Source organism: Isoptericola dokdonensis DS-3, from assembly GCF_001636295.1.
In the GTDB taxonomy this organism is placed as follows: Bacteria; Actinomycetota; Actinomycetes; order Actinomycetales; family Cellulomonadaceae; genus Isoptericola; species Isoptericola dokdonensis.
In genome coordinates, this window is sequence record NZ_CP014209.1 from 3,709,479 (window position 1) to 3,732,845 (window position 23,367).

Sequence of the window (23,367 nt, forward strand, 5' to 3'; positions counted from 1 at the left end):
GTGCCCGGCGGCGCAGCCGGGTCACTGGTGGTGGTGCTCCTCGAGGGAGAAGTCGTAGACGCCCGCGTCGAACGCGGTGTACGCCGGGTAGTCGAGCAGGTCGTACAGCTCGGCACGGGTCTGCATGTGCTCCACGTGGGAGGAGAGCGAGCCCTCGGTGCGCAGGTCGTCGAGGGCGCGGTCGGCGGCGCCCATCGCGAGCCGCAGCAGCGAGACGGGGTAGATGACGAGCGCGACGCCCGCGTCGCGCAGCTGCGCGGCGGTGAACAGCTCGGACCTGCCGAACTCCGTCATGTTGGCCAGCACGGGCACGTCGAGGGCCGCGGCGACGGCCTCGAACTCGTCCAGGTCGCGCAGCGCCTCCGGGAACACGGCGTCCGCGCCGGCGTCCACCAGGGCTCGGGCCCGGTCGATCGTGGCCTCCAGGCCGGCCCCGGCCCGGATGTCGGTGCGCGCCATGATGAGCAGGTTCTCGTCGCGCCGGGCCGTCGCGGCCGAGCGGATCCGCTGCAGCGCGGTGGCGTCGTCGACGACCTGCTTGCCGTCGAGGTGCCCGCACCGCTTCGGGTTGACCTGGTCCTCGACGTGCAGGCCGGCGACCCCGGCGTCCTCCAGGGTCTGGACCGTCCGGGCGACGTTCATCGCCTCGCCGAACCCGGTGTCGGCGTCGACCAGCACGGGCAGGTCCGTCACCCGGGCGACCTGCGCGGCCCGGCCCGCGACCTCGGTGAGGGTCGTCAGGCCGACGTCGGGCAGGCCCAGGTCGGCGGCGACGACGGCGCCGGACAGGTAGACGCCGTCGTAGCCCTTGCGCTCGACGAGGCGCGCGGACAGGGGGTTGAACGCCCCGGGGAGCTGGAGGAGCCCGCCGGCGCGGAGGCGCTCGCGGAACGCCGCGCGCTTCGCCGCGGGGGTGAGGGTCGAGTACAGCATCCGGACCTCCTCAGAAGATGCCGCGGGTGGCGGGCGCGGTGGTGGCGGGGTCGACGAGGGGTGCCACGGTGAGGCCGGCCAGCTCGTCGGCCGTGAGGTCGGGCAGGCGCTGCGCGACGTCGAGGAACCGTTCGACCTCGTCGTCCGCCAGGACGCCGGCGGCCAGGGTGCGGAACTTCGCGACGTACTGCTCGCGCCCGAACGGGCGCGCGCCGAGCGGGTGCGCGTCGGCGACGGCGATCTCCTCGACGACCCGCGAGCCGTCGACCAGCTCGATCTCGACCCGTCCGCCGAACGACTTCTCCGCCGGGTCGGACGAGTGGTACCGGCGCGTCCACTCCGGGTCCTCGGCCGTGGTGACCCTGCCCCACAGCCCGACGGTGTCCGGGCGTCCCGCCCGCTCGGGGGCGTAGCTGGCCACGTGGTCCCAGGCGCCGTCCTGCAGCGCGACGGTGAAGATGTACGGGATCGAGTGGTCGAGCGTCTCGCGGCTGGCCGTCGGGTCGTACTTCTGCGGGTCGCCCGAGCCGGAGCCGATGACGAAGTGCGTGTGGTGGCTGGTGTGCAGCACCACCGACCGCACCGCGGCGGGGTCGCGCAGCTCGGGGCGCTCGCGGCCGAGGCGGCGCGCCAGGTCGATCCAGGCCTGCGCCTGGTACTCGGCGGAGTGCTCCTTGGTGTACGTGTCGAGGATGGCGGTGCGCGGCTCGCCGGCGGCGGGCAGCGGCACCGTGTACTGCGCGTCGGGGCCGGACAGCAGCCAGGCGATGACGCCGTCGGTGCCCTCGTAGATCGGGCTGGGGGAGGTCTGGCCGCGCATCGCCCGGTCGACGGCCTCCACGGCCAGCTTCCCGGCGAAGGCGGGGGCGTGCGCCTTCCACGTGGAGATCTCGCCCTTGCGGGACTGGCGGGTGGCGGTCGTCGTGTGCAGCGCCTGCCCGACCGCCTGGTAGACGGTCTCGGTGTCGAGTCCCAGCAGGGTGCCGATGCCGGCCGCCGCGCTCGGGCCGAGGTGCGCCACGTGGTCGATCTTGTGCTCGTGCAGGCAGATGCCCTTGACGAGGTCGACCTGGATCTCGTACCCGGTGACGATGCCGCGCAGCAGGTCCGCGCCGCTGCGGCCCAGGTGCTGCGCCACCGCCAGGATCGGCGGGACGTTGTCGCCCGGGTGCGAGTAGTCCGCCGCGAGGAACGTGTCGTGGAAGTCCAGCTCGCGCACCGCCACGCCGTTCGCCCACGCCGCCCACTCGGGGCTCGTGCGCTCGCCGGACCCGAAGATCGTCGCGCCCGCGCCGCCCCGTGACACCGGGTGCGCCTCCGCCTGCGCGCGGGCCGCCAGGATCGGCGCCCGTCCCAGCGACGCCGTCGCCACCGCCGCGTTGTCGATGACGCGGTTGATCACCATGTCGGTGACGTCCGGCGTCGGGTCGAGCCGCTCGGCGGCCACCTCCGCGATCTTCCAGGCGAGCTGATCCGTGCGGTCCAGGGGCTCGTCGGGTCGGTACACGCGGACGGTGTGGTCGATCATGGGGTCCTCCGGGTCGCGGGGAGCGTCGTCGCTGCCCGATGTCAGGGCGCCCCTGGAACCTAACGCGACACCGTCGAGCCGTCCACGCCGGTACCGGGTAACCGGTGCGCAGGACGCCCGTGGACGAGGCGTGTGGTCGGCTTCACGATCCTGGCGCCACCGGTGGTGTCGCCGCACGTCAGCCGTGCGTCAGCGCGGTGCGGAGCAGCGTTCCGCGGCGCCGCCGGGCCCCACGAAAGATGATGCGCGGGGCAACTGTCGGTAACGTGTCCGCTCATGTTCGGGCCGGACCTCCTGCACGGAGGGTCCCGGCCGCCTCTCACGGGTCGACCGGCCGGGAGCCACCAGGGCTCCCCGCCCCGGCCACGGAAGGACGCATGACTCTCGCCCCGCACCTTCGCCCGCCTGCGCCCGGCACCGGCGCGCCCGCCGCCGACCAGGCCACCGACCCCGCCACCGGGACACGTCGGGCCGCACCCCGACGCCGCCTGCGCGCGCAGGACGTCACCGTCGTCGACGGCGGCACGCTCCGCCGGACCATCGGCGGCACCGCCGTCGGCAACCTCATGGAGTGGTACGACGTCGGCATCTACGGCTACCTCGCCGTCACGATGGGTGCCGTGTTCCTGCCCGCCGCGTCCTCCGGCGTGCAGATCCTCTTCTCGCTGGGCGTGTTCGCCGCGACCTACGTCGCCCGCCCGCTCGGCGGCATCGTCTGCGGTCGCATCGGCGACCGCGTCGGGCGGCAGAAGGTGCTGTCGTTCACCCTCGTGACGATGGCGTGCTCCACGTTCCTCATCGGGCTGCTGCCCACCTACGGCGTCATCGGCGCCGCCGCGCCCGTGCTGCTCGTGCTGCTCAAGATCACCCAGGGGTTCTCCACGGGCGGCGAGTACGCCGGCGTCACCACCTTCGTCGCCGAGCACGCCCCCGACCGCCGCCGCGGCTGGGCCGCCGCGTTCCTCGACGTCGGCAGCTACCTCGGGTTCGCCCTCGGCGCCGTCGTCGTGACGGTCCTGCAGATCACCCTCGGCGAGCAGGCGATGCTCGACGGCGGCTGGCGCATCCCGTTCCTCGTCGCGGGACCCATCGGCGCGTTCGCCGTGTGGTTCCGCCTCAAGGTCGAGGAGTCCCCGGCCTTCGAGGCGCAGCGGGCCGCGGCGCAGGACGCCGGGCAGCCGCGCGAGGCCGCCGCCGGCGCCACGACGCTGCGCTCGCAGTGGCGCCCCGTCCTCGTCGCCATGGCGCTCGTCGCCGTCGCCAACACCGCCGGGTACGCGCTCACCAGCTACATGCCCACGTACCTGACGGACACCCTCGGCTACGACCCCGTCGACGGCACCCTGCTCACCGTGCCCGTGCTGGTCCTCATGACCGGCCTGATCCTCGTCGCGGGGCCCCTCAGCGACCGGTTCGGCCGCCGCCCGCTGCTCTGGTTCGGCTCGGGCTCCCTGCTCGTGCTGGCCCTGCCCGCCTTCCTGCTGCTCGCGGCCGGCCACGTGTGGTCCACGCTCCTGGGGCTGGTCCTCATGGCGCTGCCCGTCGCGTGCATGGTGGGGGTCCAGGCGGCGACCCTGCCCGCCATGTTCCCCACCGCCGTGCGCTACCGATCGATGGGCGTCGCGTACAACGTGGCGCTCGCGGTGTTCGGCGGCACGACTCCGCTGATCATCGAGGCGCTCACGCAGGGGACGGGCTCGGACCTGGCGCCCGCCTACTACCTCATGGCGTTCGCCGTGGTCGGTGCCGTCACGGTCGGGTTCGTGCGCGAGAGCGCCGGACGCCCGCTGCCGGGCTCCATGCCCGCCGTCGACAGCGAGGACGAGGCTGCCGAGCTGGTCCGCACCCAGGACGACAACCCCCGGCTCGATGTCGCCGAGCTGCCGTTCGACGCGGTGCCGGCCACCGCCCGCTGAGGAGGGGGCACACCGCCCGTCAGGTACCTCGCGTCGTGGCGTCCGCGCCCGGTCCGCGCGGGTGTCCGGGCCGGAGCGCCCCGAAGCGCTCGAAGGCGTCCAGCACCTCGGCCTCGGTCGCGGCGACGTTCCTCGCCGAGAGGCACACGGGCGAGCCCACGAGACGTGTGTTGGCCCGGGCGCTCGAGCGTCGCGCCGCCGAGCCGAGGCGTGCGACGACGGCGTCGGGGTCGACCACGTCGACGACGACGAGCGGCTGCCCGCGCAACGTGCCCGTGCGCAGGCCGGTCGTCTCCGCCCACGCCACCCGGCCCACGGCCGTCGGCGCGGAGGTGTCCGTGAATCCCTCGGCGTCGAAGGCGAGAGCGGTGCGGTCGCGCCGCAGGAGCTGGGCGACGCCGAGGGCGAGCGCCACCCCGAAGGTCACGACCGCCAGCACCCCGACGACGCCGAGGAGGGGCCGGTCGGCCCTCTGGGTGAACAGGAGCGCGCCGACGGCGACGAAGGCGAGCGACCCGAGGACCACCAGCACGGCGCGCGACCTGGAGAGCGGGAAGCTGATGCCGGCGCCGGAGGTCATGGCCCGCAGCATAGTGGCGGACGACGACGGCCCCCGGTCCGTGGGACCGGGGGCCGTCGTGCTGGTGCGCCTGAAGGGACTCGAACCCCCGACCTTCTGCTCCGGAGGCAGACGCTCTATCCACTGAGCTACAGGCGCGCGGTGCCGGATCCGTCACCAGGAGTGACGTCGCGGCACGATCACCGAGACTACCACCGACGGTCCGCTGGTCGGTAAACCGGGGCGGGGGGCCGCCGCCGGGTCGATAGAATCGCCGGGTGACCCCCGACGAGCTCTCCCGAGCACTCAGCGCTGCCCTTGCCTCGGCCGTGGCCGACGGCACCCTCGCCCTGCCCGCCGACGACGTCCCGTCGTCGGTCCACGTGGAGCGACCTCGGCAGCGCGAGCACGGCGACTGGGCCACCAACGTCGCGCTGCAGCTCGCGAAGAAGGCGGGCACGACGCCGCGCGCGCTCGCGGAGGACCTCGCCGCACGCCTGGGCGCGACGCCGGGCGTCAAGGCCGTGGACGTCGCCGGGCCGGGCTTCCTCAACATCACGCTCGACGCCGGTGCGGCCGGCGAGCTGGCGCGCACGATCGTCGCGGCGGGCGACGCCTATGGGCGCTCCGACGCCCTGGCCGGGCAGGTGCACAACCTCGAGTTCATCTCGGCGAACCCGACGGGCCCGTTGCACATCGGCCACACCCGCTGGGCCGCGCTCGGCGACGCGCTGGCGCGGATCCTGCGTGCCGCGGGAGCCGACGTCACCGCCGAGTACTACATCAACGACGCCGGCGCGCAGATGGACAAGTTCGGCCGCTCCGTCCTGGCCCGGGCCCGGGGCGAGGAGGCCCCGGAGGACGGCTACCCGGGCGAGTACGTGATCGAGCGCGCCCAGGAGGTCCTCGCCCAGCACCCGGACCTGCTCGACCTGCCCGAGGAGGAGGCCGTCGTCGTCGCCCGCGAGGCCGGCTACGCCGCGCAGCTCGCCGCGATCCGCCGCACGCTCGACGGGTTCGGCGTGCACTTCGACACCTGGTTCTCCGAGCGCACCCTGCACGAGTCGGGTGCCGTCGACCAGGCCGTCGCGCGGCTGCGCGAGCAGGGTCACGTGTTCGACCAGGACGGCGCGGTGTGGCTGCGGACCACGGACTTCGCCGACGACAAGGACCGCGTGATGATCCGGGCCAACGGCGAGCCCACGTACTTCGCCGCGGACGCCGCCTACTACCTGTCGAAGAAGGACCGCGGGTTCCCGGGCAAGATCTACCTGCTCGGTGCGGACCACCACGGCTACATCAACCGCCTCAAGGCGATCGCCGCGTGCGCGGGCGACGACCCGGAGACGAACATCGAGGTGCTCATCGGCCAGCTCGTCAACATCGGCGGCGAGCGCATGGGCAAGCGGCGCGGGAACGCGCTGTACCTCGACGACCTGCTCGAGTGGATCGGCTCGGACGCGCTGCGCTACTCCCTGGCGCGGTTCCCGGCGGACACCCCGCTGTCGCTGTCCGGCGAGGAGCTGCTCAAGCAGAGCAACGACAACCCCGTCTTCTACGTGCAGTACGCCCACTCGCGCACCTGTGCGGTGGACCGCAACGCCGCCGACCGCGCGGTCGCGCGCGCGCTGCCGGACGGCTCGGACGCGTTCGACCCGTCCCTGCTCACGCACGAGACGGAGGCCGCGCTGATCGGTCGCCTCACGGAGTTCCCGCGGATCGTCGCGCAGGCCGCCGAGCTGCGGGAGCCGCACCGCGTGGCGCGCTACCTCGAGTCCCTCGCCGCGGACTACCACAAGTGGTACTCCGAGTGCCGCGTGACCCCGTTCCCCGACGAGGACGTCACCGACACCCACCGCACGCGGCTGTGGCTCAACGACGCCGTGCGCCAGGTCCTGGCCAACGGCCTGGACCTGCTGGGCGTCACCGCCCCGGAGCGGATGTGAGCGCCGGTGCCGAGGGCGTGACGACGGACGCCGCCGTGCTGCCCACCGGCGGCCCGGGCGCGGCCGGCGCGCCGTGGTCGTCGGGCGTGCGTCGGCGGCCCGACGGCGAGGTCGAGGTGGCGGGCGTCGGCGTGACCGCGCTCGCGGCCGAGCACGGCACCCCGGCGTACGTGCTGGACGAGGCGGACTTCCGAGCCCGGGCGCGCGCCTACCGGACGGCGTTCGAGGCGGCCTTCGCGGAGGTCGGCACGGGTGTCGACGTCTACTACGCGGGCAAGGCGCTGCTCACCGTCGCGGTGGCGCGCTGGGCGCGCTCCGAGGGCCTGTGCGTGGACACCGCCTCGGGCGGCGAGCTCGCCGTGGCGCTGCGCGCGGGCGTGCCGGGCGCGGCGATCGGCCTGCACGGGAACAACAAGTCGGACGCCGAGATCACCGCCGCGCTGGACGCGGGGGTCGGCCGGATCATCGTCGACTCGCTGGTCGAGGTGGAGCGGGTCGCGGACCTCGCGGCGGAGCGCGGCGTCGTCGCGCCGGTCATGGTGCGCGTCACCACGGGCGTGCACGCGGGCGGTCACGAGTACATCTCGACGGCGCACGAGGACCAGAAGTTCGGCCTGTCGGTCGCGGCGGGCCCGGACGGCACGTCCCCGGCGACGGCCGCGCTGGAGGCCGTGGTCGCGCGTCCGTCGCTGCGGCTGCTCGGCATCCACTCGCACATCGGCTCGCAGATCCTCGAGCCGTCGGGCTTCGAGGCCGCGGCGCGCGTCGTCCTGCGGCTGCGGGCCGACCTGGCGGCGCGCACCGGCGTGCTCGTCGACGAGGTGGACCTCGGCGGCGGCTACGGCATCGCCTATCTGCCGGGGGAGCAGGCCCTGGAGCCCGCCCCCGTGGCACGCGAGATCGCCGCGTCGGTCGCGTCCGTGTGCGCCGAGCTCGGCACCCCGCTGCCCCGCATCTCCGTCGAGCCGGGCCGGGCGGTCGTCGGGCCCGCCGGCCTCACGCTCTACACGGTGGGCACGGTCAAGCCCGTCACGGTGTCCGACGACGACGGCACGTTCACCCGCCTGTACGTGTCCGTCGACGGCGGCATGAGCGACAACATCCGGCCGGCCTTGTACGGCGCGGACTACCACGCCGAGGTCGTCGGCCGCGCGTCCGCCGCCGAGCCCGTGCTCGCCCGCGTCGTCGGCAAGCACTGCGAGAGCGGCGACATCGTCGTGCACCGCGTCATGCTGCCGGGCGACGTCCGCGCGGGCGACCTGCTCGCCGTGGCCGCGACCGGCGCCTACGGCCGCTCGATGGCGTCGAACTACAACGGACTGACGCGCCCGCCCGTCGTTGCCGCGGTGGACGGGACGTCGCGTGTCCTCGTGCGGCGCGAGACCCTCGACGACCTGCTCGGCCTCGACCTCGGCTGACGCCGGGCCTGCCGCCGTCGGACCGGCGGCGGCGACGGGCCCGTCACCATGCGGGACGGCCGGGCCCGCGGCCCGCCCGCGCGGCTATCCTGACGTCCGTCCCCCGACCCGGAAGGTGAACCTCGTGTCCGCTCCTGCCGCCAGCGCACCCGTCCCGTCGGACGCCGTGCGTCCGCTGCGCGTCGCGCTCCTGGGCTGCGGGGTCGTCGGTACCGAGGTGGCGCGCGTCCTGCTCGACCACCCGGACGACCTCGCCGCCCGCACCGGTGCCCCGCTCGAGCTCGTCGGTGTCGCCGTGCGCGACGTGACGCGCCCCCGTGCCGGCGTGCCCGCCGAGCTCCTCACGGACGACGCGGAGTCCCTCGTGGACCGCGCCGACCTCGTCGTCGAGCTGATGGGCGGCATCGAGCCGGCCCGCAGCCTCATCCTGCGCGCCATCGCGAACGGCGCGGGCGTGGTGACGGCGAACAAGGCGCTCCTGGCCGAGCAGGGGCCGCTGCTGTTCGAGGCCGCCGACGCCGCCGGGGTCGACATCGCCTTCGAGGCCGCCGTCGCCGGCGCGATCCCCATCGTGCGGCCCGTGCGCGAGTCCCTCGCGGGGGACCACGTGACCCGGGTCCTGGGCATCGTCAACGGCACCACCAACTACGTCCTCGACGAGATGGCCACCAAGGGCCTCGACCTGGACGACGTCGTGCGGCAGGCGCAGGAGCTCGGGTACGCCGAGGCGGACCCCACCGCCGACGTCGACGGGTTCGACGCGGCGGCGAAGGCCGCGATCCTCGCGTCGCTCGCGTTCCACACCCGCGTCTCCCTCGACCAGGTGGCCCGGGAGGGCATCCGGTCGGTGACCGCCGACGACGTCGAGTGGGCGCGGCGGACGGGTCACGTCGTCAAGCTGCTCGCCATCGCCGAGCGCACCGCCGAGGGCGTGTCGGTGCGGGTGCACCCGGCGCTGGTCCCGGCGGAGCACCCGCTGGCGGCGGTGCGGGGCGCCTTCAACGCGGTGTTCGTCGAGGCCGCCGCGGCCGGCCCCCTCATGTTCTACGGGCAGGGTGCGGGCGGGCGTCCGACGGCGTCCGCGGTGCTCGGTGACCTGGTCTCGGTGGCCCGTGACCGCCTCACGGGCGGCAAGGGCTCCTACGAGTCGGCGTACGCGTCGCTCCCGGTGCTGCCCGCGGACGCCGCCGTGACGCGCTACCAGGTGCGGCTGCGGGTCGACGACCACACGGGCGTGCTCGCCCAGGTCGCCGGGGTGCTGGCCGACCACGGCGTCTCCATCGACACCGTGCGCCAGACCGTCGCGCACCCGCCCGCCCACGTGGCGGAGGCCGTCCACGGCGCCGGTCCGGAGACGACGGCGGAGCCCGTCGCCGACCTCGTCCTCACCACCCACGCGGCGCGCGAGGCGTCGCTGGCGGCCACCGTCGCCGCGCTGGCCGGGCTCGAGCCCGTCCAGCGGATCACGTCAGTCCTGCGAGTCGAGGGAGTCTGAGCATGCCGGCCCACCAGTGGCGGGGTGTCATCACCGAGTACGCCGACCGTCTTCCCGCGCACCTCACCGAGAAGATCGTGACCCTCGCCGAGGGCGGCACGCCGCTCGTGGCGGCCCCGGTGCTCTCGGAGCGCACGGGCGCGGAGGTCTTCGTCAAGGTCGAGGGCATGAACCCGACCGGCTCGTTCAAGGACCGCGGCATGACGACCGCGATGTCCGCGGCCGCCGCGCGCGGCGCGAAGGTCGTCGTGTGCGCCTCCACGGGCAACACGTCGGCGTCGGCGGCGGCGTACGCGACGCGCGCCGGCATGGTGTGCGCGGTGCTCGTCCCGGACGGCAAGATCGCCATGGGCAAGCTCAGCCAGGCCGTGGCGCACGGCGCCCGGCTCCTGCAGGTCGACGGCAACTTCGACGACTGCCTGGTCGTGGCCCGCAAGCTCGCCGAGGCGTACCCGGTCGAGCTGGTCAACTCCGTGAACCCCGACCGGATCGAGGGTCAGAAGACGGCGGCGTTCGAGGTCGTGGACGCCCTCGGCGACGCCCCCGACATCCACGCGCTGCCGGTCGGCAACGCCGGGAACATCACGGCCTACTGGAAGGGCTACCGGGAGTACGCGGGCATCGCCACCAGCGAGTCCGGCCCGGGGGCCGCGCCGGTCGCCGTCGCGACCCGCACCCCCGCGATGTGGGGCTTCCAGGCCGCGGGTGCCGCGCCGATCGTCAAGGGCCACCCGGTGGACCCCGAGACCATCGCCACCGCGATCCGCATCGGCAACCCGGCGTCGTGGGCGCAGGCCGAGGCCGCGCGCGACGAGTCCGGCGGCGTCATCGAGGCCGTGACGGACGACGAGATCCTCGCCGCGCACCGCGTGCTGTCCGCCGAGGTCGGCGTGTTCGTCGAGCCCGCGTCGGCCGCCGGCGTCGCCGGCCTGCTGTCCCGCGCCGAGCGCGGCCTGGTCCCCGCCGGGGCGCGCGTGGTCGTGACCGTCACCGGCCACGGCCTCAAGGACCCGCAGTGGGCGCTGCGCACGCCGGACGGCGGCGACGTCGTCCCGACGCGCGTGTCGGCGGACGTCGTGTCCGTCGCGGACGCCCTCGGGCTGGAGTGACATGAGGCTCGGCGCCGACCGCGTCCACGTCCGCGTCCCCGCCACCAGCGCCAACCTGGGGCCGGGCTTCGACGCGCTGGGCCTGGCGCTCGGCATCCACGACGAGGTGGAGGTGCGGCTCGTCGCCAGCGACGAGATCACGGTCGAGGTCGTCGGCGAGGGGGCGGGGGAGGTGCCCGGCGGCGCCGACCACCTGGTGGTGCGGGCGCTGCAGCACACGCTCGAGCTGGCGGGGGCGCCGCTGACGGGCCTGCACATGCGGTGCGTGAACCGCATCCCGCACGGTCGCGGGCTGGGGTCGTCGGCCGCGGCGGTCGTGTCGGGGATCGTGGCGGCCCGCGGCCTGCTCGCCGACCCGGGCGCGCTGGACCTCGCCACGATGCTGCGCGTCGCGACGGAGTTCGAGGGGCACCCCGACAACGCCGCGCCGGCGCTGCGCGGCGGCGCGACGGTCGCCTGGATCGGTGCCCAGGGCCCGCGGGCCGTCGACCTGGAGATCGACCCGCGCATCTCGGCGACGGTGCTCGTGCCGGACGTGCGGCTCGCGACCAGCCGGGCGCGCGGCGTCCTGCCGGCGCAGGTCCCGCACGGCGACGCGGCGTTCACCGCGGGTCGGGCCGCCCTGCTCGTGGAGTCGCTCGCGCGGCGCCCCGAGCTCCTGCTGGACGCGACCGAGGACCGCCTGCACCAGGACTACCGGGCGGGCGTCATGGCGGGGACCTCCGAGCTGGTGCGCACGCTGCGGGGCCACGGGCTCGCCGCGACGGTCTCCGGTGCCGGTCCGACGGTGCTGGTCCTGACCACGCCCGCACAGGCGGAGGCGCTGGACGCGGTGCTCGCGGACACCGTGGACGCGGTCGCCGGGTGGCGCGCCGTCCGCCCCGGGATCGACAGGACCGGGGCGACGTCCAGCAGTGATAGCATGGCCTGAGCCTTCGGGACCGACCATGACGGCACACTCCCCGCTCGTGCAGCGCCTTCGCGCGCGGCAGACGGACCGAGGGGTCCGGCCCGCGGCGGCAGCTCCAGCGCCTCCCACGTGCCTGCCGAAGGCTGCCAGCAACCCCGTCAGCCGACGTCGTCGTACCACTGATGTGAGGTTCGCGTCCGGGTCGCACCTGCACCCGGCCGCCATCACTCGGTCCTGACGGGAGCATCCCCAGGACCGCAGACGAGGGGGAAGGGTCCTTCGTGACGAACAGCACCGACAACCTCAGCTCGATGAAGCTCGCCGAGCTGCAGGCCATGGCGTCCGAGATGGGCGTCAAGGGAACCAGCCGCATGCGCAAGGGCGACCTCGCCGACGCGATCCGCTCGCGTCGCGGGGGTTCGTCCTCCGCGCCGGCCGAGGGCTCCGCCCCGCGCCGCCGTGCGACGAGCGAGCCCGCCGTGGCGCCGGTCGCCGCGGCCACCGCCGAGGCACCGACCCTGCGGACCGACGCCGCCACCGAGGCGCCACAGCGCCGGCAGCGGCGCGCCGTCCGGCCGACCGGCGACGCGCCGGCGGCCGCGACCGAGGGGCGCGCCTCCGGCGAGCAGCAGCAGAAGCGGCAGGCCCCGCCGCGCGAGGAGCGCGAGGCGCGGCTCGCCGAGCTGGCCGAGGCGGTGGCCGCACCGCGCGAGCGGGGCCCGCGCCAGGACCAGGGCGCCGGCCGCCACCCGCAGGACGGGGACGAGCGCTCCGGCGACCGCGAGAACGGCCGGCAGTCCGGCAACCAGCAGGGCGGGCAGGGCAACCAGTCCGGCCAGGGCAACCAGGGCGGCAACCAGCAGGGCGGCCAGGGCCTGCGGGACGACGACCGTGGCTCGCGCCGCCGTCGCGGCCGTGACCGTGGTCGGGACCGCAAGCGCAACCGCGGCGGCCGCCCCGGCGCCCCGGACGTCGGCGTGGAGGAGGTCGAGGTCCGTGAGGACGACGTCCTCATCCCCGTCGCCGGCATCCTCGACATCCACGACAACTACGCGTTCGTGCGCACCAGCGGCTACCTGCCGGGCGCCAACGACGTCTACGTGACGATGAACCAGGTCAAGAAGGCCGGCATGCGTCGTGGTGACGCGGTCGTCGGCGCGATCCGCCAGCCGCGCGAGGGCGAGGAGCCGCTCACCGGGGGCTCGCAGAAGAACCCGCGCGGCAAGTTCGCCGCGCTGGTCCGCCTGGACACCGTCAACGGCATGGTGCCCGACGAGGCGCGGCAGCGTCCCGAGTTCAACAAGCTCACGCCGCTGTACCCGCAGGACCGGCTGCGCCTGGAGAACCCCGAGGCGACCCGCCTGACGCCGCGCGTCATCGACATCGTCGCGCCGATCGGCAAGGGCCAGCGCGGCCTCATCGTCGCGCCGCCCAAGGCCGGCAAGACGATCATCATGCAGCAGATCGCCAACGCGATCACGTCGAACAACCCCGAGGTCCACCTCATGGTGGTCCTGGTCGACGAGCGGCCCGAAGAGGTCACGGACATGGAGCGGACGGTCAAGGGCGAGGTCATCGCCTCGACGTTCGACCGCCCCGCGTCGGACCACACGGTCGTCGCCGAGCTCGCGATCGAGCGCGCCAAGCGTCTCGTCGAGCTGGGCCAGGACGTCGTGGTGCTGCTCGACTCGATCACCCGCCTCTCGCGTGCCTACAACCTGGCCGCGCCGGCGTCGGGCCGCATCCTGTCCGGTGGTGTGGACGCGGCGGCGCTCTACCCGCCGAAGCGCTTCTTCGGTGCCGCCCGCAACATCGAGAACGGCGGCTCGCTGACCATCCTCGGCTCCGCGCTCGTCGAGACGGGCTCGAAGATGGACGAGGTGATCTTCGAGGAGTTCAAGGGCACCGGCAACATGGAGCTGCGGCTGTCCCGCAACCTCGCCGACAAGCGGATCTTCCCGGCGGTGGACGTCAACGCGTCCGGCACCCGCCGCGAGGAGATCCTCATGTCGAAGGACGAGCTGGGCATCGTCTACAAGCTCCGCCGCGTCATGGGCGCCCTCGACCAGCAGCAGGCGATCGAGCTGCTGCTCGGCAAGCTGAAGGACACCCGCACGAACGTCGAGTTCCTCCTCCAGGTGCAGAAGACGACGCCGGCCGGTCTGACCACCGACCGCCCCGGCGAGACGATCTGACGCACGTCACAACGGCCGGTCGCGGGAATCGTTCCGCGCGACCGGGCGTTCTGGCACAATGGTTCGTCGGCTTCCGGTTCACGGCTCGCGGTCCTGTGAGGCGACCCGGAGGCATCACCCCAAGGAGCATCATGAAGTCCGGTATCCACCCCGAGTACGTCGTCACCGAGGTGACCTGCACCTGCGGCAACACCTTCGTGACCCGCAGCACCGAGAAGTCGGGCAAGATCAGCGCCGACGTCTGCAGCGCCTGCCACCCGTTCTACACGGGCAAGCAGAAGATCCTCGACACCGGTGGTCGCGTGGCCCGCTTCCAGGCGCGCTACGGCAAGAAGTCCAGCTAGCACCCCCGGCAGCGCCGGTGGTCCGCCCGACAACCTCTCCAGGGGCAGTCGGACGCCGGACCGCCGGCGCTGTCGTGTCTGCACCCGACGGTCGCGCGGTGCGCGGCCAGGACGTCGCCGACGGCGGCACCGGCCGGTCACCTCGACCGGCCGGCGAGCGAGGGAGCGAGAAGACGTGACCGAGGACTTCGCAGTGGCCCGGCCGCTGCTCGCCGAGCATGCCGAGATCGAGCGGGCGCTGGCCGACCCGTCCGTGCACGCCGACGCCGGCCGTGCCCGCACGCTGGGTCGCCGGTACGCGGAGCTGAACCGCGTCGTCGGCGCCTACCGGTCCTGGGAGTCCGCCCGTGACGACGCGGGTGCCGCCGCGGAGCTGGCGGGCGAGGACGCGTCGTTCGCGGCCGAGCTGCCCGCCCTGCAGCAGGAGGCGGCGGCCGCCGCCGAGCACCTGCGCCGGGTGCTCGTGCCGCAGGACCCCGACGACGGGCGCGACGTCATCCTGGAGATCAAGGCCGGCGAGGGCGGCGACGAGTCCGCCCTGTTCGCGGGCGACCTGCTGCGCATGTACCTGCGCTACGCGGAGCGGCGCGGCTGGGCCACGCAGGTCCTGGAGTCCAACGCGACGGAGCTGGGGGGCTACAAGGACGTCCAGGTGGCGGTGAAGACGCGCGGCAGCCTCACCGACCCCGCCGACGGGGTGTGGGCCCGCCTGAAGTACGAGGGCGGCGTGCACCGCGTGCAGCGTGTCCCGGTCACCGAGTCGCAGGGCCGCATCCACACGTCGGCCGCGGGCGTGCTGGTGCTGCCCGAGGTCGACGACCCGGGCGAGGTCGAGATCGACCAGAACGACCTGCGCATCGACGTCTACCGGTCCTCGGGGCCGGGCGGCCAGTCGGTGAACACCACCGACTCCGCGGTGCGCATCACCCACGTGCCCACCGGCCTCGTCGTGTCGATGCAGAACGAGAAGTCGCAGCTCCAGAACAAGGAGCAGGCGATGCGGGTGCTGCGCGCGCGCCTGCTGGCGGCGCAGCAGGAGGCCGCGGCGGCCGCCGCCGCGGACGTGCGCCGGTCCCAGGTGCGCACGGTCGACCGCAGTGAGCGGATCCGGACGTACAACTTCCCGGAGAACCGCATCGCCGACCACCGCACCGGGTACAAGGCGTACAACCTCGACCAGGTGCTCGCCGGGGACCTCGACCCGGTGGTGCAGTCGGCGATCGACGCCGACGAGGCGGCACGGCTCGCCGCCGCGGGCGATGCCTGACGGCGGCGCCCGCCCCGCGGCGCTGCTGCGGGACGCCACCGGCGTGCTGGGCGCGGCGGGCGTCCCGTCGCCCCGCCCGGACGCCGAGCTGCTGCTCGCGCACGTGCTCGGCGTGCCGCGCGCCGACGTGCGCCACCGCGCGATCCTCGACGCCCCGGTCGTCGACGCCGACGACGCGGCGGCGTTCGGGCGGCTCGTCGCCCGGCGCGCGGCGCGTGAGCCGCTCCAGCACCTCACCGGGCTGGCGCCGTTCCGGCACCTCGAGCTCGCCGTCGGGCCCGGGGTGTTCGTCCCGCGTCCCGAGACCGAGCAGGTCGCCCAGGTCGCGATCGACGAGGCGTCGGCCGTCGTGGCGGCGCACGGCGCGGCGCTCGTCGCCGACCTGTGCACCGGCAGCGCGGCGATCGCGCTGGCCGTCGCCACGGAGGTCCCGGGGGCGCGCGTGCACGCCGTCGAGCTGGACGCCGCGGCGCACGGCTGGGCGGCGCGCAACGTCGGCGCGCACGGCGACGTCGTCGCGCTCGTGCGTGGGGACGCCCGCACCGCGCTGGGCGCGCTCGACGGCACCGTCGACGTCGTCGTGTCCAACCCGCCGTACGTCCCGTCGGACGCCGTCCCGCAGGATCCGGAGGTGGCGCGGCACGACCCGGCCGTGGCCCTGTACGGGCTCGGCCCGGACGGTCTCGAGGTGCCGCGAGGGATCGCCGCCGCGGCGGCACGCCTCCTGCGTCCCGGCGGGCTGTTCGTCATGGAGCACGCGGAGGTGCAGGCAGAAGGCGCGCGCCGCACGGCCGCCGCGGCGGGCCTCGTGGACCCCGTGACGCTGCGCGACCTCACCGGTCGGGACCGGATGGTGGTCGCGCGGGCACCGATCATGCGGGTGGACGTGAAAGACTGCGGCGTGTGAGCAGCGTGCACGACGCCACCGACCCGAACACCTGGGGACCCGCTCTCGACGAGGCGGTCAACACGATCTCCCGTGGCGGGCTGGTCGTCCTTCCCACCGACACCGTCTACGGCATCGGCGCCGACGCCTTCGACGCGGACGCCGTCGCCGCGCTCCTGGCCGCCAAGGGCCGGGGCCGGCAGATGCCGCCGCCGGTCCTGGTGCCCGACGTGCGCACCCTGGACGGGCTGGCCACGGAGGTCTCCGACGAGGCGCGCGCCCTGGTGGAGGCGTTCTGGCCGGGAGGCTTCACCATCATCCTGCGCTCCCAGCCGTCCCTGCACTGGGACCTGGGGGAGACCCACGGCACGGTCGCGCTGCGCATGCCCGACCACCCCGCCGCGCTGGCGCTGCTGCGCCGCACCGGCCCGATGGCGGTCTCCAGCGCGAACCGCACCGGCAGCCCGGCGGCCGTCGAGGTGGCGGACGCCGTCGAGCAGCTGGGCGACCCGGTCGCGTGCTACCTCGACGGCGGCACGGCGCCCGGGGGAGTGGCCTCCACCATCGTCGACGCCACGGGTGAGCAGCTGCGCGTCGTCCGCACGGGCGCGATCTCCCTCGAGGCGCTGCGCGAGGTCGCCCCCGTGCTCGGCGCCGACGAGGAGCCCGCCGGGTGAGGGCCTACCTGCTCCTCATGCTCGTCGCCGCCGCGGTGACGTACCTGGCCACCCCCGGCGCCCGGTGGGTGGCCCGCCGCACGAACGCGATCTCCGCCGTCCGGGCCCGGGACGTGCACGTCCTGCCGACGCCCCGCCTGGGCGGCCTCGCGATGCTGCTGGGCCTCGTCGTGGCCGCGCTGCTCGCCTCGCAGATGCCGTTCCTGGGCCCCGTCTTCGACGAGCCGCAGGTGCTGGGCATCGTCGGCGGCGCCGTCATCGTCTGCCTGCTCGGCTGGGCCGACGACGTCTGGGACCTGGACTGGATGACGAAGCTGGCGGGCCAGATCCTGGCGGGTGGCTTCATGGCGCTGAACCAGGTGCAGCTGACGTCGCTGCCGACGCCGGGAGGCCTGACGATCCCGTCGGCGCGCCTGTCGCTGTTCGTCACGGTGCTCGTCGTCGTGGTGGCGATGAACGCGGTGAACTTCGTCGACGGGCTCGACGGCCTCGCCGCGGGGATCGTCGCGATCGGCGGCGTCGCGTTCTTCCTCTACACCTACTCGCTGACGCAGCAGGCCAGCCCGACGGACTTCGCGAGCCTCGCGACCATGATCATGGCGATCCTGGTGGGTGTCTGCCTCGGGTTCCTGCCGCACAACTTCCATCCGTCGCACATCTTCATGGGCGACTCCGGGTCCATGGTGCTCGGCCTGGTCTTCGCGGGCGCGGTGATCTCCGTGACCGGGCAGATCGACGCGACGGTGACCGACGCGGTCAGCGGCGCGCAGCGCCTGCCGCTGTTCATCCCGCTGCTGCTGCCGCTGGCCGTCGTGCTGCTGCCGCTGCTCGACATGACCCTGGCGGTCGTCCGCCGGCTCGCGGCGGGCAAGTCGCCGATGGCCCCGGACCGCATGCACCTGCACCACCGCATGCTCGCGCTCGGCCACTCGCACCGCCGCGCGGTGCTCATCCTCTACGTCTGGACGGCCGTCTTCGCGTTCGGCACCGCCGCGCTGGTCCGCTGGCGCTGGCAGGTCGTCCTGACCTGGCTGGTGGTCGCGATCGTCGTCGCGCTGGTCCTGACGCTGGGGCCACTGCGCACGCGCGGCCGCTTCCTCGACGACGACGTCGCCTCGGGCACGTTCCCGACGGCGACCGTCGACGTCCTGACCCGCCCGACCCCTTCTGACCCTGACAAGGAGCCGGACCATGACCGATCCGCACCCCGTCCCGGCGCAGCCGGACGAACCCGCTGAGCCCACCGGTCGCACCCACGAGGAGGTGCACGCGCACGAGCGCGCCATGCTGCGCCGCGCCATGCGGTCGACCCTGCTGCTCGTGGGAGCCCTGGTGGTCGTCGGCGGGGCGGTGGGCCTCCTGGTGGCCGGTACGGCGGGCCTGTGGGGAGCTCTCGTCGGGGCCGCCCTGGCGGCGTTCTTCTGCGCGACGACCATCTGGTCGATGCAGCGCACGGTCGGGAAGTCGCCGACGGCGATGGCCGGCGTGGTGATGGGGGCCTGGATGGCCAAGATCGTCGTGCTGCTGATCGTCCTCGTCGTGCTGCGCGGGATGGACTTCTACGACCCGTACGTGCTGTTCGTCGTCCTCGCGATCGGCGCGATCGGCTCGGCGCTGCTCGACTACCAGGCGGTCCGGGACAGCCGGATGCCGTACGTCCAGCCCTGATCGGACGTGCCCGGGGCGCACCCGACGTGCGCCGCGGGGCCGGGTCCGGCCCGTCCGGACCTCACAGCACGGCGGCACCCGCTGTGCGAGGAAAGTGCTGTAGTTCACAAGGGGCCAGATTCCGGCCCGCGCGGGCTGGTACGGGCTCGGAGCATCGCTCCGCATCCGGTAGGCTGTCCGCGAATCCATGACGGCCAGGTCCGACGGCGTACCCACACACGTGCGGTGCGCCCGACGGCCCAAGACCACCGGGAGTCCTCCTGTTCACGTCAGCGACCCCCATGCTGCTCGCCGCCTCCGAGGGTGAGGGCGGCTTCCACGCGCCGTCCATCGAGGAGTTCTTCCCGCCGGCGATCCTCTTCGAGGACACGATCTTCCAGATCGACCGCATCTGGATCGTCCGCGTCATCGCCGCGGTCGTCCTCCTGACGGTCTTCATCATCGCCGCGCGCCGGGCGAAGCTCGTCCCGGGCCGGTTCCAGGGCGCGATCGAGATGATGCTCGACTTCGTCCGGGTGCAGGTCGCCGAGCAGATCCTGGGCAAGGAGCAGGCCAAGCGCTTCGTGCCGATGCTCACCGTGATCTTCCTGTCGATCCTCGCGTTCAACCTCACCGGCATCATCCCGTTCCTCAACATGGCCGGGACGGCGCGGATCGGCCTGCCGATCGTCTTCGCCCTGTGGGTGTTCGTCACCTACTGGTACGTGGGCATCAGCAAGCACGGGCTCGGCGGGTACCTCAAGAACAACCTGTTCCCGCCCGGCATCCCGTGGCCGATCTACCTCATCGTCACGCCGATCGAGCTGCTGCAGATCCTGATCGTGCGTCCGGCATCGCTCGCGCTGCGACTCGCGGCGAACATGATCGCCGGGCACATCATGCTGGTGCTCTGCTTCTCCGCGACGCACTTCTTCTTCCTCGAGGCGTCGTGGGCGCTCAAGCCCATCGGTGCCCTCACGCTCGCCGGCGGCTTCGCCTTCACGGCGTTCGAGCTGTTGGTCGCCGCGCTGCAGGCGTACATCTTCGCCCTGCTCGCCGCGGTCTACATCAACCTGTCGCTGGAGGAGGAGCACTGACCTGACGGTCGGTCTCCCTGACGGCACGCCCACACCCACCACAGACGCAAGTCAGCGACGTCGGACCGCCCGGTCCGACGCCCAACGGAAGGAAACCCAGTGGACGTCACCACCCTCGCCGAGGTCACCGGTAACCTCAACGCTGTCGGCTACGGCCTCGCGGCGATCGGCCCGGGCATCGGTCTCGGCATCCTCATCGGCAAGACCATCGAGGGCATGGCCCGCCAGCCCGAGGTCGCCGGCCAGCTCCGCGCCACCATGTTCCTCGGTGTCGCGTTCGTCGAGCTCCTCGCGCTCCTCGGCCTCGTCGCCGGCTTCCTCTTCCCGGCCGCGTGATGCCGGCGGCGCACATCGCCGCCCCGATCACGGTGGCGGCGGAGGAGTCGGAGGTGACGGGTCTCGACCTGTTCATCCCGGCCTGGTACGACATCATCTGGTCGTCGGTCATCGTCGTCGTCATCGCCGTGGTCTTCTACAAGTTCGTGCTGCCCCGCTTCCAGGAGGTCCTGGACGAGCGCACGGCGAAGATCGAGGGCGGCATGGCGAAGGCCGAGCAGGCGCAGGAGGAGGCGGCAGCCGCGCTGGCGGAGTACCACCAGCAGCTCGCCGAGTCCCGCGCCGAGGCCGCCAAGACCCGTGAGGAGGCGCGCGCCGAGGGCGCCGCCATCGTCGCGGAGCTGCGGACCAAGGCCAACGAGGAGGCCTCGCGCATCGTCGAGACCGCCCACCGGCAGATCGAGGCCGAGCGTCAGGCCGCGGCCGTGTCGCTGCGTGCCGAGGTCGGCACGCTGGCGACCGAGCTCGCCTCGAAGATCGTCGGCGAGTCCCTCGAGGACAGCGCACGGCAGTCGCGCGTGGTGGACCGGTTCCTCGACGAGCTCGAGGCCAGCCAGTCGACGAGCGTCAAGGAGGGCTGATGCGAGGCACGAGCGGAGCATCGCTGGCGGCCGCCGAGGAGCGGTTCGAGCCGGTGCTGCGGTCTGCGGGAGCCGAGTCCGCCACGCTGGGCGAACAGCTGTTCGTCGTCGTGGACGCGCTCGACGGGTCCGGCGCGCTGCGCCGCTCGCTCGCGGACCCCTCGCGCGACGGCGCGGACAAGGCGGCGCTCGTCGCCGGCGTCCTGAGCGCCTTCGACGAGCGGGTCGTCGACCTGGTCTCCGGTGTCGCGCGCGCCCGCTGGGCCGCCGACGCCGACCTGGTCGACGCTCTCGAGCGGCTCGGTGTGGACGCCGTGCTCGCCGGGGCCCAGGCCCGCGGTGCGCTGGAGACGGTGGAGGACGAGCTCTTCCGCCTCACCCGCGCCCTCGCCGGGCAGCGCGACGCCCGTCAGGCGCTGTCGGACCGCACCGCCACGGTGGCGCGCCGCACGGCCCTGGTCGACACGCTGCTCGACGGCAGGGTCGACCCGGTCACCCTGGTGCTCGCCCGACGCGCGACCGCCGCACCCCGCGGCCGGCGCTTCGTCGCGACCCTGTCGTACTACGGCGACGTCGCGGCCGAGCGACGCCGGCGCCTGGTCGTCTCGGTGACCAGCGCCTCGGTCCTCACCCAGGCTCAGGAGGCGCGGCTCGGGGAGATCCTCGAGCGCTCCTACGGGCGCCCCGTGCAGCTCAACGTGACGGTCGACCCGGCCGTCGTGGGCGGCCTGCGCATCCAGGTCGGCGCGGACGTCGTCGACTCCACCGTGCTGAACCGCCTGGCCGACGCCCGTCGTCGGCTGGCCGGCTGACCATTCGACGCCCAGCCGGCCACCGGTCGGCACAGATGAACGTGAGGTCGCACCCGCGGCCACGACAGGAGAAGAGCAATGGCTGAGCTGACGATCCGGCCGGAGGAGATCCGCGCCGCTCTGGACAGCTTCGTGAAGTCCTACGAGCCCGAAGGGACGGCGACCGAGGAGGTCGGCCGTGTCTCCTTCGCCGCCGACGGCATCGCGAACGTCGAGGGCCTGCCCGGTGCGATGGCCAACGAGCTGCTGCGCTTCGAGGACGGCACGCTCGGCCTCGCGCAGAACCTGGACGTCCGCGAGATCGGTGTGGTCGTCCTGGGCGAGTTCACCGGCATCGAGGAGGGCCAGGAGGTCCGCCGGACCGGTGAGGTGCTCTCGGTGCCCGTCGGCGAGGGCTACCTCGGTCGCGTCGTCGACCCGCTGGGCAACCCCATCGACGGCCTCGGCGAGATCGCGACCGACGGGCGCCGCGCGCTCGAGCTGCAGGCGCCCGGCGTCATGCAGCGCAAGTCGGTGCACGAGCCGCTGCAGACCGGTATCAAGGCGATCGACTCGATGATCCCCGTCGGCCGCGGTCAGCGTCAGCTGATCATCGGCGACCGCCAGACCGGCAAGACGGCCATCGCGATCGACACGATCATCAACCAGAAGGCCAACTGGGAGTCCGGCGACCCGACCAAGCAGGTGCGCTGCATCTACGTGGCCGTCGGTCAGAAGGGCTCGACGATCGCGTCCGTGCGCGGTGCCCTCGAGGACGCCGGCGCGCTGGAGTACACCACCATCGTGGCGGCTCCCGCGTCCGACCCCGCGGGCTTCAAGTACCTCGCCCCGTACACCGGCTCGGCCATCGGCCAGCACTGGATGTACGACGGCAAGCACGTCCTGATCATCTTCGACGACCTGTCGAAGCAGGCCGAGGCCTACCGTGCGACGTCGCTGCTGCTGCGCCGTCCGCCGGGCCGCGAGGCCTACCCGGGTGACGTCTTCTACCTGCACTCCCGTCTGCTGGAGCGTTGCGCGAAGCTGTCGGACGAGCTGGGCGCGGGCTCGATGACCGGTCTGCCGATCATCGAGACGAAGGCGAACGACGTGTCGGCGTACATCCCGACCAACGTCATCTCCATCACCGACGGTCAGATCTTCCTCCAGTCGGACCTGTTCAACGCGGACCAGCGCCCCGCCGTGGACGTCGGCATCTCGGTGTCCCGCGTCGGCGGTGACGCCCAGGTCAAGGCCATGAAGAAGGTCTCCGGCACGCTGAAGCTCGAGCTGGCGCAGTACCGCTCGCTCGAGGCCTTCGCGATGTTCGCGTCCGACCTCGACGCGGCCTCGCGCGGTCAGCTCGCCCGCGGTGCGGTGCTCATGGAGCTGCTCAAGCAGCCCCAGTACACCCCGTACCCGGTCGAGGAGCAGGTCGCGTCCATCTGGGCCGGCACCAAGGGCAAGATCGACGACGTCCCGGTCGAGGACGTCAAGCGGTTCGAGTCCGAGCTCCTGGACCACCTGCGCCGCAACACCTCGGTGTTCGCGACGATCGCCGAGACCGGCAAGCTCGAGCAGGACACCGAGGACGCCCTGGCCGCCGCGGTCGAGGACTTCCGCAACGGCTTCCTCAAGGCGGACGGCTCGCCGCTCGTCGGCGGTGCCGCCGAGGGCGAGGGCGCTGCGGTCGAGCAGGAGCAGCTCGTCGTGCAGAAGAAGGCCTGATCGT

At 73.6% G+C, this 23,367-nt stretch carries 21 protein-coding genes and 1 tRNA gene; 18 read left to right on the forward strand and 4 right to left on the reverse strand.

Annotated elements, in window-relative coordinates; all coding sequences use genetic code 11:
• Positions 1-21: 21 nt before the first annotated feature.
• Positions 22-933, reverse strand: a complete 912-nt coding sequence (gene prpB / locus I598_RS16875; protein WP_068204428.1) for a methylisocitrate lyase — start codon at positions 931-933, stop codon at positions 22-24.
• A gap of 10 nt (positions 934-943) precedes the next feature.
• Positions 944-2,461, reverse strand: a complete 1,518-nt coding sequence (locus I598_RS16880) for an MmgE/PrpD family protein (protein ID WP_068204431.1) — start codon at positions 2,459-2,461, stop codon at positions 944-946.
• Positions 2,462-2,838: 377 nt separating this feature from the next.
• Between I598_RS16880 and I598_RS16885 the strand changes: the two genes are divergently transcribed.
• On the forward strand, positions 2,839-4,377 hold the full coding sequence (locus I598_RS16885; RefSeq protein WP_083973450.1) for an MFS transporter: 1,539 nt from the start codon (positions 2,839-2,841) through the stop codon (positions 4,375-4,377).
• A 19-nt stretch (positions 4,378-4,396) separates the two neighbouring features.
• Here I598_RS16885 and I598_RS16890 read toward each other — a convergent pair whose 3' ends face one another.
• Together I598_RS16890 and I598_RS16895 are read right to left on the reverse strand one after the other, a co-directional pair.
• Positions 4,397-4,957, reverse strand: a complete 561-nt coding sequence (locus I598_RS16890; RefSeq protein WP_157557287.1) for an STM3941 family protein — start codon at positions 4,955-4,957, stop codon at positions 4,397-4,399.
• 62 nt (positions 4,958-5,019) lie between these two features.
• Positions 5,020-5,095, reverse strand: a tRNA-Arg gene (locus I598_RS16895).
• 119 nt (positions 5,096-5,214) lie between these two features.
• Here I598_RS16895 and argS point away from each other — a divergent pair.
• From argS to atpA, 17 genes are all read left to right on the forward strand, one after another.
• Positions 5,215-6,882: an arginine--tRNA ligase gene (gene argS, locus I598_RS16900; protein ID WP_068204437.1), complete on the forward strand. Its 1,668-nt coding sequence runs from the start codon at positions 5,215-5,217 to the stop codon at positions 6,880-6,882.
• A 35-nt stretch (positions 6,883-6,917) separates the two neighbouring features.
• Positions 6,918-8,300: a diaminopimelate decarboxylase gene (lysA, locus tag I598_RS16905; protein WP_418268515.1), complete on the forward strand. Its 1,383-nt coding sequence runs from the start codon at positions 6,918-6,920 to the stop codon at positions 8,298-8,300.
• 124 nt (positions 8,301-8,424) lie between these two features.
• Positions 8,425-9,795 carry a homoserine dehydrogenase gene (locus I598_RS16910; RefSeq protein ID WP_068205403.1) on the forward strand — a complete coding sequence of 457 codons (1,371 nt, stop codon included), beginning with the start codon at positions 8,425-8,427 and terminating at the stop codon, positions 9,793-9,795.
• Between the two features lie 2 nt (positions 9,796-9,797).
• Positions 9,798-10,904 (forward strand): threonine synthase, encoded by a 1,107-nt coding sequence (thrC, locus tag I598_RS16915; protein ID WP_068204438.1) that lies wholly within the window; start codon positions 9,798-9,800, stop codon positions 10,902-10,904.
• A gap of 1 nt (position 10,905) precedes the next feature.
• Positions 10,906-11,835, forward strand: coding sequence for a homoserine kinase (gene thrB / locus I598_RS16920; protein ID WP_068204441.1), 930 nt, complete (start codon positions 10,906-10,908; stop codon positions 11,833-11,835).
• A gap of 290 nt (positions 11,836-12,125) precedes the next feature.
• The gene (gene rho, locus I598_RS16925) at positions 12,126-14,009 is read left to right on the forward strand and encodes a transcription termination factor Rho (RefSeq protein ID WP_232314378.1); all 1,884 of its coding nucleotides are present in this window, start codon (positions 12,126-12,128) and stop codon (positions 14,007-14,009) included.
• A 131-nt stretch (positions 14,010-14,140) separates the two neighbouring features.
• Positions 14,141-14,353 (forward strand): 50S ribosomal protein L31, encoded by a 213-nt coding sequence (rpmE, locus tag I598_RS16930; protein WP_068204446.1) that lies wholly within the window; start codon positions 14,141-14,143, stop codon positions 14,351-14,353.
• Positions 14,354-14,528: 175 nt separating this feature from the next.
• A complete protein-coding gene (prfA, locus tag I598_RS16935; RefSeq protein ID WP_068204449.1) occupies positions 14,529-15,620 on the forward strand; it encodes a peptide chain release factor 1 in 1,092 nt (363 codons plus the stop codon).
• Entirely contained in the window at positions 15,613-16,527 is a 915-nt protein-coding gene (gene prmC / locus I598_RS16940) for a peptide chain release factor N(5)-glutamine methyltransferase (protein WP_068204452.1), read from the forward strand. Before prfA ends, prmC begins: the two co-directional genes overlap by 8 nt.
• Positions 16,524-17,183 (forward strand): L-threonylcarbamoyladenylate synthase, encoded by a 660-nt coding sequence (locus I598_RS16945; protein WP_232314209.1) that lies wholly within the window; start codon positions 16,524-16,526, stop codon positions 17,181-17,183. Before prmC ends, I598_RS16945 begins: the two co-directional genes overlap by 4 nt.
• Positions 17,180-18,421 carry a glycosyltransferase family 4 protein gene (locus I598_RS16950; RefSeq protein ID WP_083973454.1) on the forward strand — a complete coding sequence of 414 codons (1,242 nt, stop codon included), beginning with the start codon at positions 17,180-17,182 and terminating at the stop codon, positions 18,419-18,421. The genes I598_RS16945 and I598_RS16950 overlap by 4 nt, the downstream gene beginning before the upstream one ends.
• Positions 18,375-18,851 carry a hypothetical protein gene (locus tag I598_RS16955; protein ID WP_068204454.1) on the forward strand — a complete coding sequence of 159 codons (477 nt, stop codon included), beginning with the start codon at positions 18,375-18,377 and terminating at the stop codon, positions 18,849-18,851. Before I598_RS16950 ends, I598_RS16955 begins: the two co-directional genes overlap by 47 nt.
• Positions 18,852-19,132: 281 nt before the next feature.
• Positions 19,133-19,927 (forward strand): F0F1 ATP synthase subunit A, encoded by a 795-nt coding sequence (gene atpB, locus I598_RS16960; protein WP_068204456.1) that lies wholly within the window; start codon positions 19,133-19,135, stop codon positions 19,925-19,927.
• 99 nt (positions 19,928-20,026) lie between these two features.
• Entirely contained in the window at positions 20,027-20,263 is a 237-nt protein-coding gene (locus tag I598_RS16965) for an ATP synthase F0 subunit C (protein ID WP_068204457.1), read from the forward strand.
• On the forward strand, positions 20,263-20,844 hold the full coding sequence (locus I598_RS16970; protein WP_068204459.1) for a F0F1 ATP synthase subunit B: 582 nt from the start codon (positions 20,263-20,265) through the stop codon (positions 20,842-20,844). The genes I598_RS16965 and I598_RS16970 overlap by 1 nt, the downstream gene beginning before the upstream one ends.
• Positions 20,844-21,656, forward strand: coding sequence for a F0F1 ATP synthase subunit delta (locus I598_RS16975; protein WP_068204462.1), 813 nt, complete (start codon positions 20,844-20,846; stop codon positions 21,654-21,656). Before I598_RS16970 ends, I598_RS16975 begins: the two co-directional genes overlap by 1 nt.
• 78 nt (positions 21,657-21,734) lie before the next feature.
• Positions 21,735-23,363 carry a F0F1 ATP synthase subunit alpha gene (gene atpA / locus I598_RS16980; RefSeq protein WP_068204465.1) on the forward strand — a complete coding sequence of 543 codons (1,629 nt, stop codon included), beginning with the start codon at positions 21,735-21,737 and terminating at the stop codon, positions 23,361-23,363.
• The last annotated feature ends 4 nt before the right edge of the window (positions 23,364-23,367 follow it).

What these genes read in the sequence shown, in the direction of transcription:
- I598_RS16880 (WP_068204431.1), bottom strand. Translation starts at nt 2,461, where the DNA reads ATGATCGACCACACCGTCCGCGTGTACCGACCCGACGAGCCCCTGGAC.
- rho (WP_232314378.1), top strand. Translation starts at nt 12,126, where the DNA reads ATGAAGCTCGCCGAGCTGCAGGCCATGGCGTCCGAGATGGGCGTCAAG.
- prmC (WP_068204452.1), top strand. Translation starts at nt 15,613, where the DNA reads ATGCCTGACGGCGGCGCCCGCCCCGCGGCGCTGCTGCGGGACGCCACC.
- I598_RS16970 (WP_068204459.1), top strand. Translation starts at nt 20,263, where the DNA reads ATGCCGGCGGCGCACATCGCCGCCCCGATCACGGTGGCGGCGGAGGAG.
- prpB (WP_068204428.1), bottom strand. Translation starts at nt 933, where the DNA reads ATGCTGTACTCGACCCTCACCCCCGCGGCGAAGCGCGCGGCGTTCCGC.
- atpB (WP_068204456.1), top strand. Translation starts at nt 19,133, where the DNA reads ATGCTGCTCGCCGCCTCCGAGGGTGAGGGCGGCTTCCACGCGCCGTCC.
- I598_RS16955 (WP_068204454.1), top strand. Translation starts at nt 18,375, where the DNA reads ATGACCGATCCGCACCCCGTCCCGGCGCAGCCGGACGAACCCGCTGAG.
- thrC (WP_068204438.1), top strand. Translation starts at nt 9,798, where the DNA reads ATGCCGGCCCACCAGTGGCGGGGTGTCATCACCGAGTACGCCGACCGT.
- rpmE (WP_068204446.1), top strand. Translation starts at nt 14,141, where the DNA reads ATGAAGTCCGGTATCCACCCCGAGTACGTCGTCACCGAGGTGACCTGC.
- thrB (WP_068204441.1), top strand. Translation starts at nt 10,906, where the DNA reads ATGAGGCTCGGCGCCGACCGCGTCCACGTCCGCGTCCCCGCCACCAGC.
- I598_RS16885 (WP_083973450.1), top strand. Translation starts at nt 2,839, where the DNA reads ATGACTCTCGCCCCGCACCTTCGCCCGCCTGCGCCCGGCACCGGCGCG.
- atpA (WP_068204465.1), top strand. Translation starts at nt 21,735, where the DNA reads ATGGCTGAGCTGACGATCCGGCCGGAGGAGATCCGCGCCGCTCTGGAC.
- I598_RS16890 (WP_157557287.1), bottom strand. Translation starts at nt 4,957, where the DNA reads ATGACCTCCGGCGCCGGCATCAGCTTCCCGCTCTCCAGGTCGCGCGCC.
- I598_RS16975 (WP_068204462.1), top strand. Translation starts at nt 20,844, where the DNA reads ATGCGAGGCACGAGCGGAGCATCGCTGGCGGCCGCCGAGGAGCGGTTC.